Source organism: Ewingella sp. AOP8-B2-18, assembly GCF_052376015.1.
Taxonomy (GTDB): Bacteria; Pseudomonadota; Gammaproteobacteria; order Enterobacterales; family Enterobacteriaceae; genus Ewingella; species Ewingella allii.
This window is the reverse complement of the sequence record NZ_JBQSVB010000001.1, coordinates 456096-480126: the sequence shown is the minus strand read 5'-3', so window position 1 is coordinate 480126 and position 24031 is coordinate 456096. Positions and strand designations below refer to the sequence as shown.

At 56.3% G+C, this 24031-nt stretch carries 21 protein-coding genes; 12 read left to right on the top strand and 9 right to left on the bottom strand.

The window, feature by feature from the left end:
- Positions 1-58: 58 nt before the first annotated feature.
- The 3 genes from gsiB to ACT3RR_RS02290 are packed head-to-tail and all read right to left on the bottom strand — an operon-like array spanning position 59 to position 4530.
- Positions 59-1609, bottom strand: coding sequence for a glutathione ABC transporter substrate-binding protein GsiB (gsiB, locus tag ACT3RR_RS02300; protein WP_353501502.1), 1551 nt, complete (start codon positions 1607-1609; stop codon positions 59-61).
- Positions 1610-1667: 58 nt separating this feature from the next.
- Positions 1668-3548, bottom strand: a complete 1881-nt coding sequence (gsiA, locus tag ACT3RR_RS02295; protein WP_496199656.1) for a glutathione ABC transporter ATP-binding protein GsiA — start codon at positions 3546-3548, stop codon at positions 1668-1670.
- Entirely contained in the window at positions 3529-4530 is a 1002-nt protein-coding gene (locus ACT3RR_RS02290) for an isoaspartyl peptidase/L-asparaginase family protein (RefSeq protein ID WP_496199655.1), read from the bottom strand. The genes gsiA and ACT3RR_RS02290 overlap by 20 nt, the downstream gene beginning before the upstream one ends.
- A gap of 397 nt (positions 4531-4927) precedes the next feature.
- Between ACT3RR_RS02290 and tsgA the strand changes: the two genes are divergently transcribed.
- Positions 4928-6127 (top strand): MFS transporter TsgA, encoded by a 1200-nt coding sequence (gene tsgA / locus ACT3RR_RS02285; RefSeq protein ID WP_496199654.1) that lies wholly within the window; start codon positions 4928-4930, stop codon positions 6125-6127.
- An 89-nt stretch (positions 6128-6216) separates the two neighbouring features.
- Here the strand turns inward: tsgA and ACT3RR_RS02280 are convergent, their stop codons facing one another.
- On the bottom strand, positions 6217-6447 hold the full coding sequence (locus ACT3RR_RS02280) for a DeoR family transcriptional regulator (protein ID WP_353503929.1): 231 nt from the start codon (positions 6445-6447) through the stop codon (positions 6217-6219).
- 242 nt (positions 6448-6689) lie between these two features.
- Here ACT3RR_RS02280 and moeA point away from each other — a divergent pair, with 242 nt between their 5' ends.
- A complete protein-coding gene (gene moeA / locus ACT3RR_RS02275) occupies positions 6690-7934 on the top strand; it encodes a molybdopterin molybdotransferase MoeA (RefSeq protein WP_496199653.1) in 1245 nt (414 codons plus the stop codon).
- A 2-nt stretch (positions 7935-7936) separates the two neighbouring features.
- Positions 7937-8698, top strand: a complete 762-nt coding sequence (gene moeB / locus ACT3RR_RS02270; protein ID WP_496199652.1) for a molybdopterin-synthase adenylyltransferase MoeB — start codon at positions 7937-7939, stop codon at positions 8696-8698.
- 190 nt (positions 8699-8888) lie between these two features.
- On the opposite strand, the gene ACT3RR_RS02265 is transcribed toward moeB, so the two are convergent.
- Positions 8889-10484 carry an ABC-F family ATPase gene (locus ACT3RR_RS02265; protein ID WP_072009864.1) on the bottom strand — a complete coding sequence of 532 codons (1596 nt, stop codon included), beginning with the start codon at positions 10482-10484 and terminating at the stop codon, positions 8889-8891.
- Between the two features lie 242 nt (positions 10485-10726).
- Here ACT3RR_RS02265 and ACT3RR_RS02260 point away from each other — a divergent pair, with 242 nt between their 5' ends.
- The 6 genes from ACT3RR_RS02260 (at position 10727) to ACT3RR_RS02235 (ending at position 18457) form a co-directional block, all read left to right on the top strand.
- Positions 10727-11872: an ankyrin repeat domain-containing protein gene (locus ACT3RR_RS02260; RefSeq protein WP_496199651.1), complete on the top strand. Its 1146-nt coding sequence runs from the start codon at positions 10727-10729 to the stop codon at positions 11870-11872.
- A gap of 74 nt (positions 11873-11946) precedes the next feature.
- Positions 11947-12336, top strand: a complete 390-nt coding sequence (locus ACT3RR_RS02255; protein ID WP_496199650.1) for a hypothetical protein — start codon at positions 11947-11949, stop codon at positions 12334-12336.
- A gap of 89 nt (positions 12337-12425) precedes the next feature.
- A complete protein-coding gene (locus tag ACT3RR_RS02250; protein ID WP_496199649.1) occupies positions 12426-13667 on the top strand; it encodes a TolC family protein in 1242 nt (413 codons plus the stop codon).
- Positions 13664-14923, top strand: a complete 1260-nt coding sequence (locus ACT3RR_RS02245; protein WP_353501494.1) for an efflux RND transporter periplasmic adaptor subunit — start codon at positions 13664-13666, stop codon at positions 14921-14923. Before ACT3RR_RS02250 ends, ACT3RR_RS02245 begins: the two co-directional genes overlap by 4 nt.
- On the top strand, positions 14920-18087 hold the full coding sequence (locus tag ACT3RR_RS02240) for an efflux RND transporter permease subunit (RefSeq protein WP_496199648.1): 3168 nt from the start codon (positions 14920-14922) through the stop codon (positions 18085-18087). The genes ACT3RR_RS02245 and ACT3RR_RS02240 overlap by 4 nt, the downstream gene beginning before the upstream one ends.
- Before the next feature lie 13 nt (positions 18088-18100).
- Positions 18101-18457: a copper-binding protein gene (locus tag ACT3RR_RS02235; RefSeq protein WP_496199647.1), complete on the top strand. Its 357-nt coding sequence runs from the start codon at positions 18101-18103 to the stop codon at positions 18455-18457.
- A 59-nt stretch (positions 18458-18516) separates the two neighbouring features.
- On the opposite strand, the gene ACT3RR_RS02230 is transcribed toward ACT3RR_RS02235, so the two are convergent.
- The gene (locus tag ACT3RR_RS02230) at positions 18517-19404 is read right to left on the bottom strand and encodes a nucleoside-specific channel-forming protein Tsx (RefSeq protein ID WP_496199646.1); all 888 of its coding nucleotides are present in this window, start codon (positions 19402-19404) and stop codon (positions 18517-18519) included.
- A gap of 448 nt (positions 19405-19852) precedes the next feature.
- On the opposite strand from ACT3RR_RS02230, the gene parS reads away from it, so the two are divergent.
- Both parS and ACT3RR_RS02220 read left to right on the top strand, forming a co-directional pair.
- Positions 19853-20314: an Xre family toxin-antitoxin system antitoxin gene (gene parS / locus ACT3RR_RS02225; RefSeq protein WP_353501490.1), complete on the top strand. Its 462-nt coding sequence runs from the start codon at positions 19853-19855 to the stop codon at positions 20312-20314.
- A complete protein-coding gene (locus ACT3RR_RS02220; RefSeq protein ID WP_496199645.1) occupies positions 20311-20769 on the top strand; it encodes an RES family NAD+ phosphorylase in 459 nt (152 codons plus the stop codon). Before parS ends, ACT3RR_RS02220 begins: the two co-directional genes overlap by 4 nt.
- Positions 20770-20780: 11 nt before the next feature.
- Here the strand turns inward: ACT3RR_RS02220 and ACT3RR_RS02215 are convergent, their stop codons facing one another.
- A complete protein-coding gene (locus ACT3RR_RS02215; RefSeq protein WP_100937662.1) occupies positions 20781-21230 on the bottom strand; it encodes a DMT family transporter in 450 nt (149 codons plus the stop codon).
- A 2-nt stretch (positions 21231-21232) separates the two neighbouring features.
- Complete coding sequence (locus ACT3RR_RS02210; RefSeq protein ID WP_034788958.1) at positions 21233-21667, bottom strand: DMT family transporter; 435 nt, start codon at positions 21665-21667, stop codon at positions 21233-21235.
- Positions 21668-21768: 101 nt separating this feature from the next.
- Between ACT3RR_RS02210 and ACT3RR_RS02205 the strand changes: the two genes are divergently transcribed.
- Entirely contained in the window at positions 21769-22725 is a 957-nt protein-coding gene (locus ACT3RR_RS02205; RefSeq protein WP_496199644.1) for a LysR family transcriptional regulator, read from the top strand.
- Positions 22726-23445: 720 nt separating this feature from the next.
- Here ACT3RR_RS02205 and ACT3RR_RS02200 read toward each other — a convergent pair.
- Positions 23446-23928, bottom strand: a complete 483-nt coding sequence (locus ACT3RR_RS02200) for a GNAT family N-acetyltransferase (protein ID WP_496199643.1) — start codon at positions 23926-23928, stop codon at positions 23446-23448.
- Between the last annotated feature and the right edge of the window lie 103 nt (positions 23929-24031).

Genomic DNA, 24031 nt, shown 5'->3' with positions numbered 1-24031 from the left:
CCCTCTTTGAGCACCCCACTCCCTGCTTCCCCTAATGAACTGAGCTAGTCGAAAGTGATTACTTCACGTCCGCATCGTCAAAGTTGAATGAGGTATCCGGCATCACGTAGAAGCCGCTCAGGCGCTTGTTCTGAGCAGAAACCAGACGCTCGGTGACCAGGAAGGCCCAAGGTGCGTCATCCCAAATTTTGGTCTGCGCATCTTGATACAGCTTGGCTTTCTCGGTTTTATCCGTAGTTTTCAGGGCATCGGCCAAGTCTTTATCCACCGCTGGGTTGCTATAGAACGCGGTGTTGAACTGCTTAGGCGGTGCTGACTGAGTGGCGAACAGCGGCGTCAATGCCCAGTCTGCTTCCCCCGTAGAGGCTGACCAGCCGGTGTAGAACAGGCGAACACCCGCATCTTTCTGGCCGACGTTTTCCACCTGAGCGGCACGCTGCGCGGCGTCAAACGCGGTCACGGTCACTTTGATACCCACCTGAGCCAGCTGCTGTTGAGCAAACTGAATCACTTTCTGCGCGGTGCTGCTGTTGTGCGAAGACCACAAAGTGGTGGTGAAACCGTTCGGGTAGCCCGCTTCTTTCAGCAGCTCTTTAGCCTTAGCCGGGTCGTAAGGCCAAGGTTTGAATTTGGCAGCATACTCGATGCCCTGCGGCAGCGGGCCTTCAGACGGCACGGCGTAACCGGCAAAGGCGACTTTAATCAGCGCGTCTTTGTTGATGGCGTAGTTGATCGCCTGACGAACTTTCAGGTTATCAAACGGCTTCTGGGTCACGTTAAAGCTGATGTAGCGGTGCAGGATTGACGGCGCGGTCACGACATCAAGCTTGGTGTTTTTCTCCAACAGCGCGGTTTGCTCGTAAGGCACCGGGAAGGCGAAATCAGCTTCACCGGTTTGCAGCATCGCGGCGCGGGTGTTGTTATCCACCACCGGGCGGAAGGTAATAGAGTCGAGCTTCGGCTCACCTTTCTTCCAATAACCGTCGAATTTCTTCACTTTTACGAAGTCAGTCTGGTTCCACTGGTCCAGCACGTACGGGCCAGTACCCACCGGGTGGAAGCCGATGTCTTTGCCGTACTTGGTCAGCGCCGCCGGGGAGATGATCACCGCAGACGGGTGCGCCAGGTTGTTGATGAAGGCCGAGAATGGCGTCTTCAGGGTGATTTTCACCGTGTTGGCGTCAACGACTTCGGTCTTATCGATGTTTTTGAACAGGTTGTAACGCTTGAGGTGGCTGTCAGGGTTGCTGGCGCGATCAAGGTTTACTTTTACTGCTTCGGCGTTGAAGTCGGTGCCGTCCTGGAACTTGATCCCCGGATGCAGTTTGATGGTGTAAACCAGACCGTCTTTGCTCACGGTGTAGCTTTCAGCCAGCACGTTGACCAGTTTCAGGTTTTTATCAAAGCCGAACAGGCCCTGATAGAACGATTTTGCCACTGCCTGCGACAAGGTGTCGTTAGCATCATACGGGTCAAGAGAAGTGAAGTTCGACCCAACGGCGATAGTGACGTCTTTTGCTGCCCATGCAGAGCCGGAAGCCAGTCCGCCAACCACGGCGACCGCGAGGATGGCTTTGCGAAGCCCTGCCTTACCCTTCAATGTTTGCATCCAATTTTCCTTTTTATAATTGCTGTCAAAGTGACTTATCTTTATGACTACACCAGAATCAGTACAGGCCGCCAACGGCGTGCCTTGCAACATAATGCCCTTCTGCGACTCGCACTAATGGCGAAACCACAGGCTCATCATGCAGTGCGCGGATCGGGCTTGGAATATCATCCACCAGCAGCGCGTGTTCTTTGCTGCGGTGGGCAGGATCGGCGACCGGCACGGCCGCCATCAGCTTGCGGGTGTAAGCATGTTGAGGATTCTCGAACACCGCGCGTCTTGGGCCAATTTCAACAATTTGCCCAAGATACATCACCGCCACGCGGTGGCTAATACGCTCCACCACCGCCATGTCATGGGAAATAAACAGGAAAGCGATACCAAACTCGCGCTGTAAATCCATCAGCAGATTGACGATCTGCGCCTGAATCGACACATCCAGCGCCGAGACGGACTCATCGGCAATCACCACTTTCGGGTTCAGCGCCAGGGCGCGGGCAATGCAAATTCGCTGCCGCTGGCCGCCTGAGAACTCGTGCGGGTAGCGCTGCGCGTGCTCCGGCAGCAGCCCCACTTTCTCCAGCAACCACGCCACTCGCGCCTCGGCCTCTTTGCCGCGCGCCACGTTGTGCACCAGCAGCGGCTCCATAATGGAGTAGCCGACGGTGAGGCGCGGGTCGAGCGAGGCATAAGGGTCCTGAAAGATAAATTGTATATCACGGCGTAAATGTTGCAGCGCCGGGCCCTTCAGGTCGGTAATGGTCTGGCCGTTGAAGGTGATACTTCCCCCCTGACTTTCCACCAGCCGCAGCAGAGAGCGCCCGGTGGTGGATTTGCCACAGCCGGACTCGCCCACCAGCGCCAGCGTTTCGCCCGGGTAGAGGTCAAAACTGACTTTTTCCACCGCGTGAACCTGACGCGTGACGCGGTTGAGGATGCCGCCACGCAGGTTGAAACGGGTGACTAAGTCGCGAACTTGCAACACAGGCTGCGCGCCCGGCTTCAACGTGTCTTGGGTTAAATTCGCCAGCGATTCGCCAGCCGCCTCGTCGTGAACCAGCAACGGGAAACGGGCCGGCAGGTTTTTGCCGGTCATCGCCCCCAGCTTAGGCACGGCGGAGAGCAGCGCCTTGGTATAAGGATGCTGGGGCGCGCGGAAAACCGTGCTGACATCCCCAACTTCCACCTTATTACCGCGATACATCACCAGCACGCGGTCGGCAATTTCCGCCACCACGCCCATATCATGAGTGATAAAAATCACTCCCATATTCATCTCTTTTTGCAACACGCGGACCAGCTGCAAAATTTGCGCCTGAATGGTCACATCCAGCGCCGTGGTTGGCTCATCGGCCACCAGCAGCGCCGGTTTGCACGACAGCGCCATGGCAATCATCACCCGCTGGCGCATCCCGCCGGAGAGCTGGTGCGGGTAGCTGTCGAGAATGTTTTTCGCTTCGGGAATACGCACTAAATCCAGCATGCGCAGGGCTTCGGCGCGCGCGGTACGGTGATCTTTTCCCTGATGCAAACGGATGGATTCGGCAATCTGCTCGCCCACCGGGAACACCGGATTGAGTGAGGTCATCGGCTCCTGAAAAATCATCGCGATATCAGCACCGCGCAGCGAGCGCATTGACGATTGCGACGCCGCGGTGGTGTCCACAACTTCGCCATTGCGCCGACGGAACAGCACCTGACCCTGAGTGATTTGCCCGCCGCCCTGCTCCACCAGACGCATCAGCGCCAGCGAGGTGACGGATTTCCCCGAGCCGGATTCGCCAACAATCGCCAGCGTTTCGCCACGATGCACGTCGAAACTGAGATTACGCACGGCTTCAATTGCCTGACCTTCATGGTGAAAGCGCACGCTGAGGTCGCGCGCGGACAGCACCTGGTTGTCCGGCAGAATTAGCGACTTATTTGTAGATGGCTGCATTTGGCCGTTCTCCCACGTAAGCCACGCCGCGATACATCCCTTCACTGTTAAACGGCAAAGCCACGTTGCCCAAGCTATCCACGGCAATCAGGCCGCCGGAGCCGCCGAGGGCGACCAGCTTTTCCATCACCACTTTGTCGGTTGCTTGCTGCAAGGTTAGCCCCGCGTAATCTACCAAAGCCGCCACATCATAGGCTGCGACGCTGCGCATAAAGACTTCGCCAGTTCCGGTGCAAGAGACTGCCACCGTCTGGTTATTGGCATAGCAGCCCGCGCCGATAATCGGCGAGTCGCCCACGCGCCCGGCCTGCTTATTGGTCATGCCGCCGGTTGAAGTCGCGGCAGCCAGATTACCCTCAGCGTCGAGGGCCACGGCACCTACCGTGCCGAATTTGCGATCGGCATCGAGAGGATCGTCAGATCCCGCCGCCGCGCCGTCGTGATCGAGCACCACGCCGCTTTCGCTGGCAATGGCGCGAGTTAGTTGGTCATAGCGGTCTTGGGTCGAAAAGAAGTCGGCTGCCACCATTTCTTGCCCGTGGTTACGCGCAAAACGCTCGGCACCCTCGCCGGTGAACATCACGTGCGGGCTGACTTCAAGGATTTTGCGGGCGGTAAGAATGGGGTTACGAATATGGTTAACGCAGCTAATGGCACCCGCGTCCAAAGTGCGGCCATCCATAATGCTGGCGTCCAGCTCGTGGGTGCCTTGATGAGTAAACACCGCGCCGGTTCCGGCGTTGAATAACGGGCACTCCTCGAGCAGGCGCACGGCTTCGGTCACGGCATCTAAAGCGCTGCCGCCCGCCGCCAAAATCTGCTGTCCGCTGGCGAGAATGCTCTCCAGCGCCTGAAGATAGCGCTGCTCTTTTTCAGCACTCATGGCGGATCGGGTAATAGCCCCGGCACCACCATGTATCGCAATAACCGGACGCTTTTTGTCCAAAATAGAAGCATCAGGAGCAGGAGTCGTAGAACTCATTCGCGCTGTACCCTGTGTTAATAAAAGGTTAGATCGAGCTTTTTTTGACTATATTTAGCCCGCTACAGTATGTAAAGCAGAAATGTATAACCAGAATTAATAAGCTAATTGCTTAGAATATTTAGGAAAATTAAATAATGGGATCGTATAAACAGGCGAGACAAACGTCTAAATAACAGGAATAATAAACGTCCTATCCCCAAAATAATTTACGTTACGGCTGGGTGCCAAATGCCCCGCTGATGCGTAGCATAGAGGGGATTTCGTGGTGCAAGGTGTCTCTGGCAAGGCTTCCCACTCTCTTAAAACGGCTTTTACATACTCAAATGCTCAAGTTTTCGTAGGATGGCAACCCGCCGGACAGCGAAGGATGAAGAGTACTCTTAGGAAATAGGTTATGGATACTGTGTACAACCGCCGCCGGATTAACGTTATCTCGTGGCTGAGTTACTTTTTTACCGGCGGACTGGTTTCCACGCTAGGTATTGTTATCGGGCCGGTTGCGACCGCGTTCAATAAAGATCCGGCGTTTATTGGTTTGATGTTCTCCCTGATGAACATCGGCCTGTTCCTGCCGATTATGGTCAGCGGCCTGCTGATGCGTAAATTCGATTTGGGCAAGCAGCTGATCACCGGCTCGGTGATTTCCGTGCTGACCTGTATCGCCCTATTCCTGATGCCTTCTATAACTCTGTTCGGCATTGGCGTGTTCCTGATTGGCTCCACCGCGGGCCTGATGATGTCGATTGGCAGCTATCTGGTGGTGCGTATCAATGACGACCCGAAAAAGCGCTCTGCCAACCTGATTTTCACCGACTTCTTCTTCGCCCTCTCCGGTATGACCCTCTCCCTGCTGCTCGGTTTCCTGTTCAAGCATGGCGCGAGCTGGCTGGCGATGTACGGCATCATGGGGACGCTGAGCCTATTGATGATTTTGCTGTGCGTTGGGCAGAAATTCCCGTCCGTTCCGCAGCCGGAAAAAAGCGTTTCTAACCAAGATGTGGCGAAAGAGCCTTGGGGCATCGCGGCCTACGTGCTGTGCTTCGCGCTGTTCGCGTTTGTTTTCAGCGAGCTGGTATTTACCCTGTGGATGCCAAGCTGGCTGCTCGAGCACTTCCATCTGGATGCTGACCGCTCGGCGTTTTACATCACCATTTACTGGACGGTGAAGGCGATTGGCCTGTTCCTCAACCAGTTCACCGTGCGTTTCGTCAAGCTGCGCACCTTCCTGCTGATCTCCGCCATTGTTGGCCTGATTAGCCTGAGCGTCGTAACACATAGCGAATCCACTACGCTGGTGATGATTGGCGTGGGCGTCTTCGGCTTCTGTAACTCCGGCATGTTCTCTGGCCTGATGAGCTACGGCAGCCTGCAAGTGAAGAAATCGCCACCGACGCTGACCTCGGCGCTGCTGACCACGGCGTCAGTCGGCACCTTGATCTTCGCCTCTTTCTCCTCCTTTATTCACCGCGAATTCGGCCTGTTCTGGGCGCTGAATATCGCCAGCATCTCCTACGTGCTGCTGGTGATTGCGGTGGTGATTGCCGGGATTAAGAGTAAAGCGGAAAAGATTCACCACAACGCGTCGGGGCACTGATCGCCCGCTAACCGTGGATGAAGCATAAAAAAGGGAAGACAGCGATGTCTTCCCTTTTTGCATTCTGCGCAACAGATTTGGTTTTCGCGTTAAAGCCGCGGTGCCTGTTGCAGGCTGTTTACCCAGCCGGTGGTCGGCTGCTGGATCAGGCGGCGAGCGCGGCCGTGGCGGCGCAAGATTAACCCCTGATCCTGCATTTCACTGAGGTCGCGGCGAATCGTTTCTAAGCTGACATTCAGCCATTCGGCCAATTCGCTGACTTGAACTACCTCATGTTCGTCCACCAACCGAAGGATCGCTTGATGGCGGTTTTTTTTCATCACAATGCAACTCCCAACGGCAATAGACATTAATTTGTGCGCTACATCACAAAACTGTCGGTAATAATACCTAGGTTTTCATATTAATTTCGGGATCGATCTCAATTTTTCTGTAAAAGTTATTCACGCTAACTATCGATTTTTTGCCCGCCATTTTCTCTTCCTTTGCGTAGTCTGACATAATGATCCCATGCTTTTGCCCCACTCAGCCGTCAACACGTCGGCAGGCACACAAGGAATTTATGATGGAATTCAACACCGCAGGTCTTATTTCGCTGCAAGACGCACTGGACAAAATGCAGGGGCACATCGCCTCGAAACCCCCGTCAGACGCTGAATCCGTGCCGCTGACCGCCGCCGCGGGCCGCATTACCGCCGCGCCGGTGCGCTCCCCGGTCTTCGTGCCGCCCTTTGATAACTCGGCGATGGACGGTTACGCCGTGCGCTGCGCCGACCTACACGATGACGCGGTGCTGCCGGTGGCGGGCAAAGCCTTCGCCGGCGCGCCTTTTAACGGCGACTGGCCTGCGGGAAGCTGCATTCGGATCATGACCGGCGCGCCGGTGCCGCAAGGCGCGGACGCCGTCATCATGCAGGAGCAGGCCGAAGTGAGCGATGCGGGCGTGCGCTTCACCGCCGACGTTCAGCCGGGCCAGAACATCCGCCTGATTGGTGACGACATCAAACAGGGCGATAGCGTCTTAGCCAAAGGCGTGCGTCTCGGCGCGGCGGAGCTGCCGCTGCTGGCCTCGCTGGGCATTGAGCAAGTCGAGGTATTCAAGCCGCTGAAAGTGGCGATTTTCTCCACCGGCGATGAGCTACAGCCCGTCGGCACGCCTTTACAGGAAGGCCAAATCTATGACACCAACCGTTTTGCGGTTCGCCTGATGCTGGAGCAAATGGGCTGCGCGGTGCTGGATTTAGGCATTATTCGCGATGACCCGCAGGCGCTGCGCCACGCGTTTGAGCAGGCCGATGACTATGCGGATCTGGTGATTTCCAGCGGCGGCGTCTCGGTGGGCGAAGCCGATTACACCAAAAAGATGCTCGACGAGCTGGGCGAGATTGGCTTCTGGAAACTGGCGATTAAGCCGGGCAAGCCTTTCGCTTTCGGCAAACTGAAAAATGCCTGGTTCTGCGGCCTGCCGGGCAATCCGGTCTCCGCCGCCCTCACCTTCTATCAAATGGTGCAGCCGTTTATCGCCGGGCTAAGTGGTTACAGCAGTTGGTCGCTGCCTCCGCGCTTTAAAGCCAAAGCCGTGACGCCGTTTGGCAAATCGCCGGGGCGTTTGGATTTTCAGCGCGGAATTTTCACCACCAGCGCCACGGGTGAATTAGAGGTGCGCAGCACGGGGCATCAGGGTTCGCACGTATTTAGCTCCTTCAGCCAAGCCAACTGTTTTGTGGTATTGGAGCGCGAACGTGGCCGCGTAGCCGCTGGCGAATGGGTGGATGTCGAACCTTTTAACGCCCTGCTGAGAGGCTAACGATGAATACACTGCCTGAACTGACTGACGCCGAAACCCTGCGCTATAACCGCCAAATAGTGCTGAAGGGCTTTGATTTCGACGGGCAGGAGAAGCTGAAAGCCAGCCAGGTGCTGGTAGTTGGGCTGGGCGGTTTAGGCTGTGCCGCCGCGCAATATTTGGCGGCGGCGGGCGTAGGTTCAATGACGCTGTTGGACTTCGACACCGTGTCGCTCTCCAACCTGCAACGGCAGATTCTGCACACCGACGCGCGCATCGGCATGCCTAAAGTAGCCTCTGCTGCCGAGGCTCTGGCGGCAATTAACCCGCACGTGGCGCTGACGCAGATTGACCACCAGTTGGACGAAAGCGAGTTGCAGGACGTCATCGGTCGCTGTGATTTAGTGCTGGATTGCACCGACAACGTGGCCATTCGCGACCAGCTAAACCGCGCCTGTTTCCAGCTCAAAACGCCTTTGGTATCAGGGGCCGCCATCCGCATGGAAGGCCAGCTGAGCGTGTTTACCTATCAGCCGGACGAGCCTTGCTATCGCTGCCTCAGCCGACTGTTTGGCGAAAACGCCCTGACCTGCGTCGAAGCCGGCGTTATGGCCCCGCTGGTCGGCACCATTGGCAGCCTGCAAGCCATGGAGGCCATCAAACTGCTCACCCACTTCGGCCAAACCCTGCGCAGCCGATTACTGATGTTTGACGCCATGACCATGCAGTTCAGAGAGATGAAACTGACCAAACACCCCGGATGCGAAGTCTGCGGCAATCCATAAACGCTAATTTCACGCATAAAAAAACCGCCTCTCGGGGCGGTTTTTTGTGGAGCATTTAGCTTGTAATCCTCAAAATCATTCGTGCTGCATCAAGGCGGCAACTAAGCGAGACCCCGGGAGCATACACAAGTATGTGACCGGGGCGAGCGCGGGCAGCCAACGCCGAGGCAGCGCGAAGGATGCAGAGGATTTAGTTATCAATGCCCTTGCTACGCAGATAATCTTCGTACGTACCTGAGAAATCGACAATCTTGTTCGGCGTGATCTCGATGATGCGCGTTGCCAAGGAACTCACAAACTCGCGGTCATGGGAAACGAAGATCAGCGTGCCTTCGTACATCTCCAGCGCCATGTTCAGTGATTCGATGGATTCCATATCCATGTGGTTGGTTGGCTCATCCATAATCAGGATGTTTGGACGATGCATCATCAGTTTCCCGAACAGCATGCGGCCTTTCTCACCACCAGAAAGCACTTTTACTTTCTTCTTGATATCGTCCTGACCAAACAGCAAACGGCCTAAGATACCGCGAACTGCCTGCTCGTCATCCTTCTCGGATTTCCACTGGCTCATCCAGTCGAATACGTTCAGCGTCTCATCGAATTCATATTCGTGATCCTGCGCGTAGTAACCGATTTTGGCGTTTTCGGACCATTTCACGCTGCCGCTGTCTGGCTCAAGGTCGCCTACCAGCGTTTTCAGCAAGGTCGATTTACCGATACCGTTGGCACCGAGAATGGCGACCTTCTCGCCCACTTCCAGCATCAAACCCAGATTTTTAAACAGCGGGCCGTTATCAAAACCTTTGGTGAGTTTTTCCACTTCCAGCGCGTTACGGAACAGCTTCTTATCCTGCTCGAAACGGATGAAGGGGTTTTGGCGGCTGGACGCTTTGATTTCGTCGAGCTGAATTTTATCAATCTGACGGGCACGCGAGGTCGCCTGTTTAGATTTAGAGGCGTTGGCACTAAAGCGGCTCACGAAAGATTGCAGCTCAGCGATTTGCGCTTTCTTCTTGGCGTTGTCGGCAGTCAGGCGCTCACGAGCCTGAGTGGCCGCTGTCATGTACTCGTCGTAGTTGCCCGGATAAACGCGCAGTTCGCCGTAGTCCAGATCCGCCATATGAGTACAGACCATGTTCAGGAAGTGACGGTCATGCGAAATGATGATCATGGTGCTGTTACGCTCGTTCAGCACCTGCTCCAGCCAGCGAATGGTATCGATGTCCAGGTTGTTCGTCGGTTCGTCGAGCAGCAGAATTTCTGGGTCGGAGAACAGCGCCTGAGCCAGCAATACGCGCAGTTTAAACCCCGGGGCGATTTCGCTCATCGGGCCATAATGTTGCTCAACCGGAATACCCACGCCAAGCAGCAGCTCACCGGCGCGAGATTCCGCGCTGTAGCCATCCATCTCGCCGTAAGCCACTTCCAGATCGGCCACTTTATAGCCGTCTTCTTCGCTCATTTCTGGCAAGGCGTAAATACGGTCACGCTCTTCTTTCACGGCCCACAGCTCGGTGTGGCCCATGATAACGGTGTCGAGAACGGAGAATTTCTCGAACGCAAATTGGTCCTGACGCAGCTTACCCAGACGTTCGTTCGGGTCGAGCACGACGTTACCCCCGGAAGGCACTAAGTCGCCGCCGAGGATCTTCATGAAAGTGGATTTACCACAGCCGTTCGCGCCGATCAGGCCATAACGGTTGCCGCCGCCAAATTTCACGGAAATATTTTCAAATAACGGCTTGCTGCCGAATTGCATGGTGATGTTGTAAGTACTTAACACAACGCTCGCTCTTAATTAGGAATGTGATTTGGCGCGCATTATGCCACAACGCCACAAGGAGATCGCCTCCTGGCGTGGTCATTTTTCAGGCAGGTGGTAGGTATTTGTCCGAGGAAGGGCATGACGCGGCGCTAATTTGCGTTATTTTCGGAACCGAAGCCGTTTCAAGACCACTTATTGGGAAATCCCCTGCTGACAGGCGGGGTTCTATTGGCATTAACTGGTCAACTAAGCGAGACGTCATGGAAGTTCAAAAACACGGACATCTGCCGAGCGAGCTGCTGCACAACGTTTTTTCAAACCTGAAAGATGATGCAAAGTCGCTGGCGGCGATGTCAGAGACGGACAAGCACAGCCGCGCCAACGCGCTCTACACCTTCAGCACCTTCCCCGAGGGCGAGAAGCAGCAACAGTTGCTTAAAGCCGTGCTGGGGCGGGATGAAAAAACCGTGCGTTTTATTCTTTCCAGCCGCATTAATCCTGACTTGATTAATAAGCCGACGCATTTCCAGCACGGCTCGCATAATGCCTGGGCCTGCGCGGTCTCTGGCTCGCGGAAAGAGATCGTCAACATGCTGGCGTCCTACCCCGGCGCGGTGCCGACGGCGGAGAATCTGCGTCAGGCTTTGCTGCATTATGACTCATCCCTATTCCCCATCATGCTGAACAAAGCCCTGAGCGCCAACCCGAACCTGTTACAGAAGGAAGGCACCGGCTTGCTCAACTCGGCGATTGGGCAGATGAAGCATGAGCTCATTTCGTCGCTCATCCAACACGCCGGGGTGGATATCAATAATACGCTGGCGGATAGCAACCAGACGCCACCGCTGAGCCGGGCGATTCAGCGCGGGGACAAGCAGAGCGTCAGCGCGCTGCTCAACTCACCCAACATTGATGTCAACAAAGGCGACCGCCAAGGCAACACGCCGCTGCATATTGTGCTGAGTAAGGACTTGCCGAGCCGCAGCATGACCGAGAGCCTGCTCAACGACCGACGCCTCGACCCCGACCAGAAGAACGCCAGCGGCCAGTCGCCGCTGCATATGCGCAGCCGGTTCAGCGGCGTGACTTTTATGCACAATCAGTATGTGAAAACCCTCTCCCAGCCCGACATGAAACCGATGAAGCTGCTGCTGTCGCGCCCCGACGTTGACGTCAATTTGCAGGACAATCACAAGGGCGACACGGCGCTGCACATCTGCGCCAAATCCGGTAACAGCCAAGGGATTGCCCTGCTGCTCAGCCACCCAAATATCAATCTGAATGTAAAGAATCGACAGGGTGAGACGGCCCGCGACGTGGCAAAACGCTATAAAAACCCGGAGATTTCCCAGATGTTAAAGCAGGATAATTCGTTGATGAGTAAAGTGAAAAACTGGAAGATCTAGTTTGGTAGCTGCTGTCACGTTTTGTTAATTATCAGCAGATGCAAATTTCAAACACTTAACTTACACTCCGGTTCATGAAAAAGATCCGTCTGCTTATTTTGCTGATTTTGTCCATTACGCTGCCCTCTCTGGGGCTGGCGTCGATGAACTTGATGGCGCAATGTAATCTGATGACGGAAACCTCGTCCAGCGCTCCGACTATGCCCTCCATGGCGGGCATGAGCGGCATGGAGGGGATGCCTGATGACTGCATGGCGAGCAAAAACGCCCTGTCCTCTTCGCACGGCAAACAGCAGAGCGGCCAAAACTGTAAGTTTGGTTCTAACTGCAACCTCAACACCATTTTGACCTCCTTTGCTCCGCTGAATTTATCTGCGCCTTACCACGCAGAGGCTCAACCTACCCCGGAAACTCCCTTTTCTCCTCCTCTTGAAGGCCAGTGGCGCCCTCCTCGGCTTGCGTGATTCTTAACGACTGTTAACGCCGTCCAGCCTGTGGCTTGGCGGAATAGGTATGCCATCGCGCGTGCCGTTACTTTCATGGGATCACCACGATGTCCTTCAAATCGTTCTATCTTCCTGCCCAGCTTTTGCTGGTGGGACTTGCGCCCTTGGCTCACGCCGCGCCGCTGACCTTCAGCTATGCGGTGAGCAGCGCGTTACAGCAATCACCCGAACTCTCTGCCAGCCAAACCGCCGTGCGCTCGGCGCAGTCCTCGGCTATTCCGGCCGGTGCCTTGCCTGACCCGAAACTGGTGACTGGCATCGACAACTTTCCCATCTCCGGCCCTGCCGCCAACTCCTTCACCGAAGAGTCCATGACCATGGAGAAGCTCGGCGTGATGCAGGATTTCCCTAACTCCGCCAAGCGCGACGCGCGGGAAGATGTCGCCAGCGCGCAAATCCAGCAAGCCGGATCACAACACCATGTGTTGCAAGTCGACGTGGCACAGGGCGCGGCCGTGGCATGGATAACCCGCTATTACCTCGAAGAACAGCTCGGGCTATTGCAGCAGCTTGAGCATGAAAATGACGCGCTGGGCAAAGCCCTACAGGCTCAGGTGGTTTCTGGGCGCACGGGCCTTGCCGACTCGCTGAATGCCGATGAAAAACGGGCAGACTTGGCGGATCGCGAAGACCAGCTGCGCCGCGAACTGCGCGTTGCCACCGCCACCCTCAGCCGCTATATCGGGCAGGATGCCGAGCAGCCGCTGGTCGGCCACGCCCCGGACCTGCCGGTGGATGGCGCGAGCTACCTCAAGTCCTTGCAAAAAACCGCCAAAATTCAGGCTTTCAACAGCGACACAGCCAAGGCTAAAGCCGAACTGCGCGCCGCCGAGGCGGAGAAAAAGCCGGACTGGAGCGTGGAGTTGGATTATCAGCGTCGTGACCCGATGTACGGCAACATGGTGTCGGTGCAGTTCACCGTCGGCCTGCCGCTGTTTGCCGCCAGCCGCCAAGACCCGATCATCGCCGCCAAAACCCTCGACCTCACCCAAGTCGGCGAACTGCGCGACGCCGCCATTCGCCAATTAACCAACCAGTTGGACAACGATCTCGCCGACTACGCCACCCTCGGACGGCAGATCGCGCGCATCGACCAGCAGTGGCTGCCCCTCGCCCGGCAAAAAGTCTCTCTGCTCACCGCCGGTTATTCGCGCGGCACAAGCGACGGCGCGGCCCTGATTAATGCCCGCAGCGCGGTGCTTGAGCAGCAGCTGAGAAAAGCCGGTTTGCAAAGCCAGCGCGACCAGCTGGCCGCCGCCCTCTATTACACCTTTGCTGGAGTTCAATGATGACAAGTAAATCCTTCAAGCTGGCGGCTCTGGCACTGCTTTGCATCGCGGCTGGCGGCGCATCGGGCTATTGGCTGGCGAAAAGCCAAGCTTCGGCGGCGCAACAAGATCCGGCCAAAACCGCCACGGCGGCCGAGCCGAAAGCCCTCTATTGGTATGACCCAATGGCTCCAGCCCAGCATTTCGACAAGCCGGGTAAGTCGCCATTTATGGACATGCAGCTGGTGCCGAAATACGCCGACGCGGCAGACGCAACCACTGCGGACAGCGGCGTGAAAATTGACGGCGGCATGGTGCAGAACTTAGCGATTCGTTTAGCGCCGGTGGCCCAAGGGCCAATCACCTCCAGCATTCGCGCCGTGGCTAACGTGGTGCTCAATGACCGCGACGTGGCAATTGTGCAGGCGCGCAGCAACGGCTTTGTGCAGCGCAGCTACCCGTTGGCGGCGGGTGACGTAGTGGCCGCCGGTGCACCACTGGTGGATTTACTGATGCCAGACTGGGCGGGCGCTCAGGGGGAGTATCTGGCCCTGCTGCACGGCGGTGACAGCGCACTGCGCGCCGCAGCCAGACAGCGTCTGGTGCTGCTCGGCATGCCCGCCTCGCTGATTAATCAGGTCACGCGCAGCGGCAAGGCCCAGCCGGTCTACACCCTCACCGCGCCCATCAGCGGCGTGATCCAGTCACTCGACATTCGCCAAGGTATGACGGTCGCCAACGGCAGCACGCTGTTGCAGCTCAACGGCATCTCCAGCGTCTGGCTGCAAGTGGCGGTTCCCGAGGCGCAGGCCGCACAGGTGCAAAACGGGCAAATGGCGCAAATCAGCTTCCCGGCTTATCCCGGAAAAACCTTTAGCGGCAAAGTCAGCGCCATTCTCCCGGTGGCCGACGCGGCGAGCCGGACCCTAAACGTCAGGATTGAAGTTGCCAACCCGCAGCAACTGATCAGGCCGGGGATGTTTGCGCAGGTTAGCCTGCAAAGCAGCACTCAGGCTGACAGCCTGTCAGTGCCGAGCGAGGCGATTATTCGCACCGGCCTGCGCAACGTGGTGATTGTCAGCGAGGCTAACCACCACTTCGCGCCGGTAGAAGTCCAGCTTGGAGCTGAATCCGCAGGCCGCACTCAGGTGCTCTCCGGCCTGCAAGCGGGCCAGCAGGTGGTGGCTTCCGGCCAATTCCTGATTGATTCAGAAGCCAGCCTGCAGGGCGTTCTGGACAAGATGGACACGGCACAAAACGGAGGGACGCAGCCATGATCGCTCTGCTGATCCGCTGGTCTATCGCCAACCGTTTTCTGGTGTTAATGGCGACGCTGTTTATCGCCGCCGCCGGGATCTGGGCCATTAATACCACGCCGGTCGACGCCCTGCCGGACCTCTCCGACGTGCAGGTGATCGTGCGCACCAGCTATCCGGGGCAAGCGCCGCAAATCGTCGAGAATCAGGTCACCTACCCAATGACCACCACCATGCTGTCGGTGCCCGGCGCGCAGACGGTGCGCGGCTATTCGTTTTTCGGCGACTCCTTCGTCTACGTGATTTTCAAGGAAGGCACTGACCTCTACTGGGCGCGTTCGCGGGTGCTGGAGTATCTCAGCCAGGTACAGTCACGCTTACCGGCGGGGGCGAAACCGGCTCTCGGGCCAGACGCCACCGGGGTTGGCTGGGTGTATGAGTACGCGCTGGTGGATAAAAGCGGCAAGCACGACCTCAGCCAGCTGCGCGGCATACAGGACTGGTTCCTGCGCTTCGAGCTGAAAAGCCTGCCGAACGTGGCGGAGGTTGCCAGCATCGGCGGCATGGTCAAGCAGTACCAGATTGTGCTCGACCCGGTGAAGATGGCGGCTTATCGCATTGCTCAGCAAACCCTGGTTAACGCCGTGCAGCAGGCCAATCAGGAAGCCGGGGGTTCCGTGCTGGAGCTGGCGGAAACCGACTATATCGTGCGGGCTTCGGGCTACCTGAAGACCCTCGACGACTTCAGGAAAATCCCGCTCAGCGTTGAGAACGGCATTCCAATTACGCTGGGCGACGTGGCGACGGTGCAAGTGGGGCCGGAGCTGCGCCAAGGCGTGGCTGATCTTAATGGTCAGGGAGAGAGCGTCGGCGGCGTGATCGTGCTGCGTTCCGGCGAAAATGCCCGGGCGACCATTGCCAGCGTGAAGCAGAAACTGCACGAGTTGCAGCGCAGCCTGCCGGACGGCGTGGAAGTGGTGCCGGTGTATGACCGCAGCAAGCTGATTGATCGCTCCATCGACAACCTCACCCATAAATTAATTGAGGAATTTGTGGTGGTGACGCTGGTCTGCGCGCTGTTCCTGTGGCACTTCCGCTCGGCGCTGGTGGCGATCATCTCCCTGCCGCTTGGCATTATGCTTGCCTTTTTGCTGATGCGCATTCAGGGCATTAACGCCAACATGATGTCGCTGGCGGGCATTGCGATTGCCATTGGCGCGATGGTCGATGCCGCCATCGTGATGATTGAAAACGCCCATAAGAAGATTGAGCACTGGCGCGCCGAGCATCCCGGCGAGAAGCTGGAAGGTCAGGCGCACTGGGCGGTGATTAGCGATGCGGCAACGGAAGTCGGCCCGGCGCTGTTCTTCAGCCTGCTGGTGATCACCCTGTCGTTTATTCCAGTCTTCACGCTGGAATCGCAGGAGGGCAAGTTGTTCGGCCCGCTGGCCTTCACCAAAACCTACGCCATGGCCGGGGCTGCTCTGCTCTCCATCACGCTAGTGCCGGTACTGATGGGCTTTTGGATCCGTGGCCGAATTCCCGATGAAACCCGCAACCCGATTAACCGCGGCCTGACCCGGGTCTACCGGCCAATGCTCGACTGGGTGCTGCGCTGGCCTAAGCTGACGCTGCTGCTGGCGGCGCTGACGCTGTTTACCGTGGTATGGCCGCTAGACAAGATTGGCTCGGAGTTTTTGCCAGCCATTGACGAGGGCGACCTGCTGTATATGCCGTCGGCGCTGCCGGGGCTGTCGGTGTCCAAGGCTTCGCAACTGCTGCAACAGACCGACCGGCTGATTAAAACTGTGCCGGAAGTGCAAAGCGTATTCGGCAAAGCCGGGCGCGCCGAAAGTGCCACCGACCCCGCGCCGGTGGAAATGTTCGAAACCACCATTCAGTTCAAGCCGCGCGACCAGTGGCGTAAAGGCATGACGCCGGACAAACTGGTGCAAGAGCTGGACCGCGTGGTGAAGGTGCCGGGGCTGGCAAACATCTGGGTGCCGCCAATTCGTAACCGCATCGATATGCTGGCGACCGGAATTAAAAGCCCGATCGGCGTGCGTATTTTGGGGCCTTCGCTGGAGGCCATCGACCACACCGCGCAGGCCATCGAAAAGCTGGCGAAAAGCGTGCCGGGGGTGAACTCGGCACTGGCGGAACGCCTGAACGGCGGCCACTACATCGACGTGAACATCAACCGCGCCGAGGCCAGCCGCTACGGGCTGAACATTGCCGACGTGCAGGCGATTGTCTCCTCGGCGATTGGCGGCGCGAACATTGGCGAAACCGTCGAAGGGCTGGCGCGTTACCCCATCAACCTGCGCTATCCGCGCGAGATCCGCGATTCGCTCAACGGGCTGCGCGAGTTGCCGATTTACACGCCGTCCGGCCAGCAAATCACCCTCGGCACGGTCGCCGCGCTGGGCATTAGCTCTGGCCCAACCATGGTGAAAACTGAAAATGCCCGCCTGTCGGGGCTGGTATATATCGACGCGAACAGCCGCGACGTAACCTCGGTGGTCGAAAAACTGCGCCACGCGGTGGACCAGCAACTGCACCTGCCGCCGGGGCTTAGCGTTGAGTACGCCGGGCAATTCGAATACCTACAACACGCGGTACAGCGCCTGAAACTGGTGGTTCCAGCCACCTTAGCCATCATCTTCCTGCTGCTGTATCTGATTTTCCGCCGGGTCGAAGAGGCCCTGCTGCTGATGTTCACCCTGCCGTTCGCCATGGTCGGCGGTATCTGGCTGCTCTACCTGCTCGGCTATAACTTGTCGATTGCCTCCGGCATCGGCTTTATCGCGCTGGCGGGGGTTTCGGCGGAGTTTGGGGTGATCATGCTGGTTTATTTGCGCCAAGCAATGCAGGCCCACAACCCGAACAACTTGCCAATCTCAGCGCGAGAAATGGATGAAGTTATCCGCGAAGGCGCGACCCTGCGCGTCAGGCCGAAAGCCATGACCGTGGCGGTTATTCTTGCAGGCCTGCTACCGATTCTTTGGAGCGGCGGCACCGGTTCTGAAGTGATGAGCAGAATTGCCGCGCCGATGGTCGGCGGCATGATAACTGCCCCGCTGCTGTCGATGTTTATTATCCCCGCACTCTGGCGCCTGCTTGCCGCGCGCCGCTTTGCACGCACCACCCCAACTGAAAACACCTCAATCATTCAACACAAATAAGGAAGGAAATAACATGTCTAAACTCATCAAAACCCTCGCACTCTCTGCCGTCATTTTCGCCGCTGCGCCGCAGTTTGCTTCTGCTACCAGCATGTCGGGCGACATGGCCGGAATGGATATGTCGGGCAATAGCGCCAAAAGTGATGTCGCCAAAGCCAGCGGCGTGGTCAAGAAAATCGACACCGCTAACGGCATGGTGACCTTGCAGCACGGTCCGATCCCGGCTATCCAGTGGCCAGCCATGACCATGGGCTTTAAAGTCGCCGATCCGGCGCTGCTGAACAATATTAAAGAAGGAGAAGAGGTGGATTTCAGCCTGAAGCCGGAGAACGGCAATCAGGTGGTGGTGGTGATTGCTGCCAAGAAATAAGCCCATAAAAAAACCCGGCTGCAAGGCCGGGTTTTTAACAATGTGCGCGAGGCATCTGATTAGAAGTTGTAACCGATAACCGCGTAGTAACCCCAGCCGGTAGACTTCACGTCGAAGTTGCCGTTGCCGAAGTTTAGCTCTGCGCCATCTTGCCACTGGCCGCCGTTGTGGAAGTAACGCGCCACGAACGAGTAGTGCCAGTGGGTGTAGTTCAGAGAAAGAATGTGGCTTGACGCAACAGAGTTGCTTGAACGCGCTTTACGGCCGTTCACGTCTGTGAAGTCGTTGTCACCTAAATCTGAACCCCAGTCGAAGTTGGTGAACCCGATGTAGCTCAGGTTACCGCCCCACAGTGGGGTCAATGGAACGAAGTATTTCACTTTGAAACGGTAGCCGTCCCAGCTGTTTTCGTTCGCCGCACCGTAGTTTTCCCACTGGTATTTCGCATACACGTTCAGGGACAGGCTCATTGGCAGGTGAGTATCGATATCGGTACCCAGACCCATGAACCAGGTGTTCTGGCGGTTATCGCTGTTCGGGCCCATATCGTAGATATAGTTGTTCGCGAAGTACCACTCTTTGAACGGACCGAAGCTCAGGTCAGTGCCGGTCAGCTTGTCGATAGAGAAGCGAGGTTCGATTTCCATAAACAGCGGAGAACCGTTCTTATCCCAGATACCGGTGTCGTTACCGTTACCCGCGCCGAAAGTCTTAGGAATATCGATATAGCCGTAGAAATCGAACCAGTCTTTGTGTGCAAAAGCTTCATATTCGAGGTAGACGTCGTTACGGATGGTTGGTCCGAAACGCGTATCCGCGCTGCCCACCACGTTAACGCTTTGATGCCACCAGTCAGAAACGAATTCGCCTTGTGTGTCGTCAGCCAGTACGGTCGCGCTGTAAGACAAAGCTAAAAGTGCGCCAGCTGCAATTATTTTATTGTTCATTGATTTACCAGGGAGCGGTTAGAGAGCAACTCCTTTTGCCAGAAGGAGACAATTTTTACGAAACAGTCAGGTCGGATTTACAGGTTATTGTCCTGCTATATCTGACTAAATGTTTAAAACCGTAATTGGCGTGCCACATCACTACGCATAAAAAAGAATTCAAAACTGTGATCCGCAACCGATTGCGAGCCTTTATTACAAAGGCGCTGAAATTTCCAGTCGCCACAGTTCAGGTTCAAATTTTGTTAGCTAATAAATAGATTTGGTCAATGTTTGTCAATTTCTGTTTCATCTTCATACACACTTTGTGTGATTGCCGTCACACAAAGTTCATAAATGGATGATAAGGGAGTGCAAAGAAAGCTTCGCAAATTGTGCCAAATACGTACACCTGCCATTTGTCGTGCTATAGTAATGACAATTAGCCGAATGATAAAAGGAGTCTGTTATGGAGAGTAAAATTTCAGAGCTGCATTCCAAAAACGCCCCACTTCCTGCAATGCGTTTGTGGCAATCTGCGGGGCTTCCCGCAAGTGGAGGAATCAGTTTGATTAACGCCATACAGAAAGGTTTTTCAGTTGATAGTATCAACCGTCTGAATGCCGAACTGGGATGGTCAAAAATGGCACTACTGGAAATAATGGGGATCAACGAGCGCAGTTTTGCTCGTCGTAAAGCCGAAAATGGGCTGTTGAAAACGGATGAAAGTGAGCGCGTAGCCCGCCTGATACGCATCGTTGACGCAGCAACCGATCTCTTCGAAGGCGACCGCAGCGCCGCCCTTGATTGGATACGTCGCCCTGCTCCCGCACTCGGCGGCGTGCCGCCGGTAGAGATGCTGGCTTCAGAAGCCGGTGCGTTAGAAGTCAACCGCCTGATTGGCCGTCTGGAATACGGGGTCTTTGGGTGAGGCTGTACCGCATCGTCAAGACCAAACACCTCTCCACCGCCTGGTCAGGAACCGGCGCCCAACTTTACGGCGGGCGCTGGAACCCTCCCGGCAAGCCGGTGGTCTATCTCGCCACCAGCATCTCACTGGCGATCCTTGAGATCATGGTCCATCTGCAAAGCAGCCTATTACTTCAGTCTTACACCCTGCTGAGCATTGATATTCCTGATGAAAAACTGGAGCAGCTGAATCTCGACAACCTGAGCGAAGACTGGAAAGATCCTTCGCCACCGGACAGCACTCAGAGCCTCGGCGAAGCGTGGCTACAGTCTGCCAGCAGCGTGGGTTTGCGCGTGCCGTCGGTGATCGTGCCCAGCGAATTCAACGTCATTGTGAATCCGCTGCACCCTGATTTTTCGCCACTGCTGGCGAGTGTTGAAAAGCAGCCGATGGCCTTCGATCCGCGCCTGATTTGACGCAAACGGTTTTAACGCGAACGGTCACTGCGATAAATCAGCCACAGCGCGATAGCCAGACAAGGGATCGCCGCAAGACGATGCCATGAAAGCCCAATGGTGGGGTTGTGCAGCCAGCCAAAGTTATCAATCAGCATCCCCATCGCCAGCTGGCCGAGGATCACCGCCACCGTCGCGGCGGCGGTGCCGATGCGCGGAACGGCAATCACCATGATGATGATGTAAGGCACGCCAAATAGCGCCCCCATAAGCTGCCACTTCGGCACGGTCAGCAGCGTGGCGGATTGCGGAGTTTGCAAAAACAGCACCAGCAACGCGGTAATGGCGGCACCCACGCCGAAGGTCAGAAAGGCGCTTTTTAATACTCCAACCTGCTCACCTAACTTGCCATTAACCGCCGCCTGCATGCTCAGCGCAGCACCGGCGATCACCGCCAACACAATCATAATCAATTCAGTCATCTTCAGCTCCAGGCAATCAGAATTAGCGCGGCGACAATAAACACCAGCGCCAGCAGGCGCTCACCGCCAACCTTCTTGGCCGTGGTGCCGAACCAGCCAAAATGATCAATTAACAGGCTTTTCGCCACCTGCCCAGAAAGCACGGCAATCATGGTTAAGCCGATACCAATCACCGGCGTCGCCAGCGTCAGCACGATGACGTAAACCGGCCCTAGCGCGCTGCCGAGCATTTGCCAGCCCGGCAGCTGGTTGTAGGACACCGCGTTGCGCGGGCCGAAGAACAGCACCAACAAGCCGGTCAGCACAGTGCCGACACCAAAGATGCTCAGCGTGGCCCATAGGTGCCCCACCTCTGTCCCCAGCGGACCAATCAGCCCCGCCTCCATCGACAACCCCATTCCCGCCAGCACTACCAGCGGTATTAACAACAGATTCATGGTTTTCCTGTTAATCAATTGGCAAAGATGCGGACTATAGCGTGGCATTTCATTGCAAAAAACAGGACAATCTCGAAAATACCTTTGCGAGAAACGCACAGATGGAAGGTTTTAATCAGATCAATTTCAAATCTCTAAAGCTGTTTGTCGCCGTATTGGATTTAGGGAGTTTTTCAGAAGTAGCGCGACGCGAAGCCCTCTCGCCATCAAGCGTATCGCGGGTTATTCAGCAGATGGAGCAAGCCCTGCAAACCCAGTTGCTCTACCGCAATACCCGTGCCGTTAGCCCCACCGAGTCGGGCAAGTTGTTAGGCCACCATGCTCGACAGGTGCTGGACCAAATCGCCCAAGCCGAGCGCGGTTTGCAGGAGCAAGATCTGGAGCCGAGCGGCCTGGTTAAGATTAACGCGCCGATTGTCTTCGGCCAGCGCCACATCGCCCCTTGGCTGCACGAGCTGTGCGCCCGTTACCCCAAGTTGCAGATTGAGCTGATGCAGACCGATGATTTTATCGACCCACTGCATGACGCCACGGACTTGCTGATCCGCATTGGCGTGATGGCTGACTCCTCGCTGCAAGCCCGGACCTTGGCCGTGCAGCGATACAGTCTCGCCGCCAGCCCCGACTATCTGGCAAAAGCCGGGATGCCCACCTCGCCTGAAGATCTTCTGCAACACAGCTGTTTGGTTTTTAAAGGCTACGTAGGCTCCCAGCGCTGGTTCTTCCGCCCTAAGTCCTCTTCAGCACGCTCGTCTACAGAATGGCAAGCCTACAGCCTGCGCGGGGTACTCACGGGCAACAACGCCGAGACCCTGACTCAGTCAGCCATCAACGGCATGGGGCTGGTGGTGTTCCCTACATGGCTCATTGGTGAGGCACTGCACGACGGTCGACTGGTCAGCGTGCTAGAGGAGTATCAAGTCTCAACCCAGCTTGAAACTCCAACCATCTCCGCGCTCTACCCACAGGGGAAACGGCTGTCGCTGAAGGTTCGGGCGGTGATTGATTTTCTGGTAGAGAAATATGGGGAGAAGCCTTATTGGGAGGGGGGTAATTGAGGAATTACTGGGCCTTTTTAAATTAAACTTCAAGTTCAGCTTCAAGTTCAAGTTCAAGTTCAAGACCTTGCGTTGCCACGCAAACTGGCCCAGAAGGCGCGTAAGCGCGCGCCCTCTGGACTCCCGCGCTTTTTATTGCTGGGAGATCGAGGCTGCGCAGGGTTGGAATGGACGTGTTTCAGGCACCTTAGTGATCGTCGCGAAGTGCCGCCGCTTAGGCGGTTCCCTCAGTTCGGGTTCGAGCCATAGGTCTCGAACCACTCCCTCGGCGTCACTTCTGAACGCGACTTACTGGCATCTCAACCGAGCCGTTTCAGTGGGGTTTGTCTTGCTCCCTCCCCTACTTAGGGGAGGGTTGGGGTGGGGTATTTATCACATAAGCTACTGATTTTAATGCAATAACCCCCCAATTTTCAGGGGGAGAAGCAGAGCATCACTCCCCTGAAACGGCACGGTCTAAATGCCAGTAAGTCGCGTTCAGAAGTGACGCCGAGCAAGAGGTGGAAAACCGCGTGTTTTTTACGCGGGTTGGAATCCCGCAGCGAGGATACCGCCTAAGCGGCGGCACTTCGCGACGAACACGATGGCTGCTGAAACATGTCCATTCCAACTCTGCGCAGCCTCGATCTTCCAGTGGCAAAAAACGCAGGATTCCAAAGGGTTTCGTTTAAAACCCTTTGGGCCAGTGTGGGCGGCGAGCCCACGGTTTTGACCTTGACTTTAAAGTTCACCGCTCAGGCCGCCCCCCTTTAACCTCATACTTATATGCGGGATCCCATCTTCATCATAAATATCCGTGTAAGCCACAAACCCGAAACTGCCGTAGAATTTCTGCAAATGCGCCTGTGCGGAAAGGATAACCTCGGCGTCGGGCCAGTGCTTTTTACAGGAGTTGAGCGCCCGCTCCATCAGCTGATAACCCAGCTTTAAACCTCGGGCGGCAGGGGCGATGATCACGCGGCCAATCGCCACTTCGCCGTCCAGTTCGAGGATGCGCAGATATGCCACCGGCTGGCCGTTTTGCCAGCCAATGATGTGGCGGTTTTCGCCCACCAAATCGCGGCCATCAATATCCTGATAAATACAGTTTTGCTCCACCACAAACACGTCGCTGCGCAGGGCCAGAATGGCGTAAAGCTGGGCGACATTGAGTTTACTGTGGTGTACATCCTGCCAAAGAATGTCCTTGTTTGAATCCGTCATAAAATTCCCGCTCCTGCCGCACAGTGCCGTAGCCAAAAAAAAGAGATAACCCGAAGATTATCTCTTTTTATCATGTCCAGACGATAAAGACAGTCTAGCTATT

Bases quoted from the DNA above. Each gene is read 5' to 3' on its own strand.
- ACT3RR_RS02250 (WP_496199649.1), top strand. From the start codon at position 12,426: ATGTCCTTCAAATCGTTCTATCTTCCTGCCCAGCTTTTGCTGGTGGGA.
- moeB (WP_496199652.1), top strand. From the start codon at position 7,937: ATGAATACACTGCCTGAACTGACTGACGCCGAAACCCTGCGCTATAAC.
- ACT3RR_RS02200 (WP_496199643.1), bottom strand. From the start codon at position 23,928: ATGACGGATTCAAACAAGGACATTCTTTGGCAGGATGTACACCACAGT.
- ACT3RR_RS02230 (WP_496199646.1), bottom strand. From the start codon at position 19,404: ATGAACAATAAAATAATTGCAGCTGGCGCACTTTTAGCTTTGTCTTAC.
- ACT3RR_RS02255 (WP_496199650.1), top strand. From the start codon at position 11,947: ATGAAAAAGATCCGTCTGCTTATTTTGCTGATTTTGTCCATTACGCTG.
- gsiB (WP_353501502.1), bottom strand. From the start codon at position 1,609: ATGCAAACATTGAAGGGTAAGGCAGGGCTTCGCAAAGCCATCCTCGCG.
- tsgA (WP_496199654.1), top strand. From the start codon at position 4,928: ATGGATACTGTGTACAACCGCCGCCGGATTAACGTTATCTCGTGGCTG.
- gsiA (WP_496199656.1), bottom strand. From the start codon at position 3,548: ATGCAGCCATCTACAAATAAGTCGCTAATTCTGCCGGACAACCAGGTG.
- ACT3RR_RS02240 (WP_496199648.1), top strand. From the start codon at position 14,920: ATGATCGCTCTGCTGATCCGCTGGTCTATCGCCAACCGTTTTCTGGTG.
- ACT3RR_RS02280 (WP_353503929.1), bottom strand. From the start codon at position 6,447: ATGAAAAAAAACCGCCATCAAGCGATCCTTCGGTTGGTGGACGAACAT.
- ACT3RR_RS02290 (WP_496199655.1), bottom strand. From the start codon at position 4,530: ATGAGTTCTACGACTCCTGCTCCTGATGCTTCTATTTTGGACAAAAAG.
- ACT3RR_RS02260 (WP_496199651.1), top strand. From the start codon at position 10,727: ATGGAAGTTCAAAAACACGGACATCTGCCGAGCGAGCTGCTGCACAAC.
- moeA (WP_496199653.1), top strand. From the start codon at position 6,690: ATGATGGAATTCAACACCGCAGGTCTTATTTCGCTGCAAGACGCACTG.
- ACT3RR_RS02235 (WP_496199647.1), top strand. From the start codon at position 18,101: ATGTCTAAACTCATCAAAACCCTCGCACTCTCTGCCGTCATTTTCGCC.
- ACT3RR_RS02215 (WP_100937662.1), bottom strand. From the start codon at position 21,230: ATGACTGAATTGATTATGATTGTGTTGGCGGTGATCGCCGGTGCTGCG.
- ACT3RR_RS02245 (WP_353501494.1), top strand. From the start codon at position 13,664: ATGATGACAAGTAAATCCTTCAAGCTGGCGGCTCTGGCACTGCTTTGC.
- parS (WP_353501490.1), top strand. From the start codon at position 19,853: ATGGAGAGTAAAATTTCAGAGCTGCATTCCAAAAACGCCCCACTTCCT.
- ACT3RR_RS02210 (WP_034788958.1), bottom strand. From the start codon at position 21,667: ATGAATCTGTTGTTAATACCGCTGGTAGTGCTGGCGGGAATGGGGTTG.
- ACT3RR_RS02205 (WP_496199644.1), top strand. From the start codon at position 21,769: ATGGAAGGTTTTAATCAGATCAATTTCAAATCTCTAAAGCTGTTTGTC.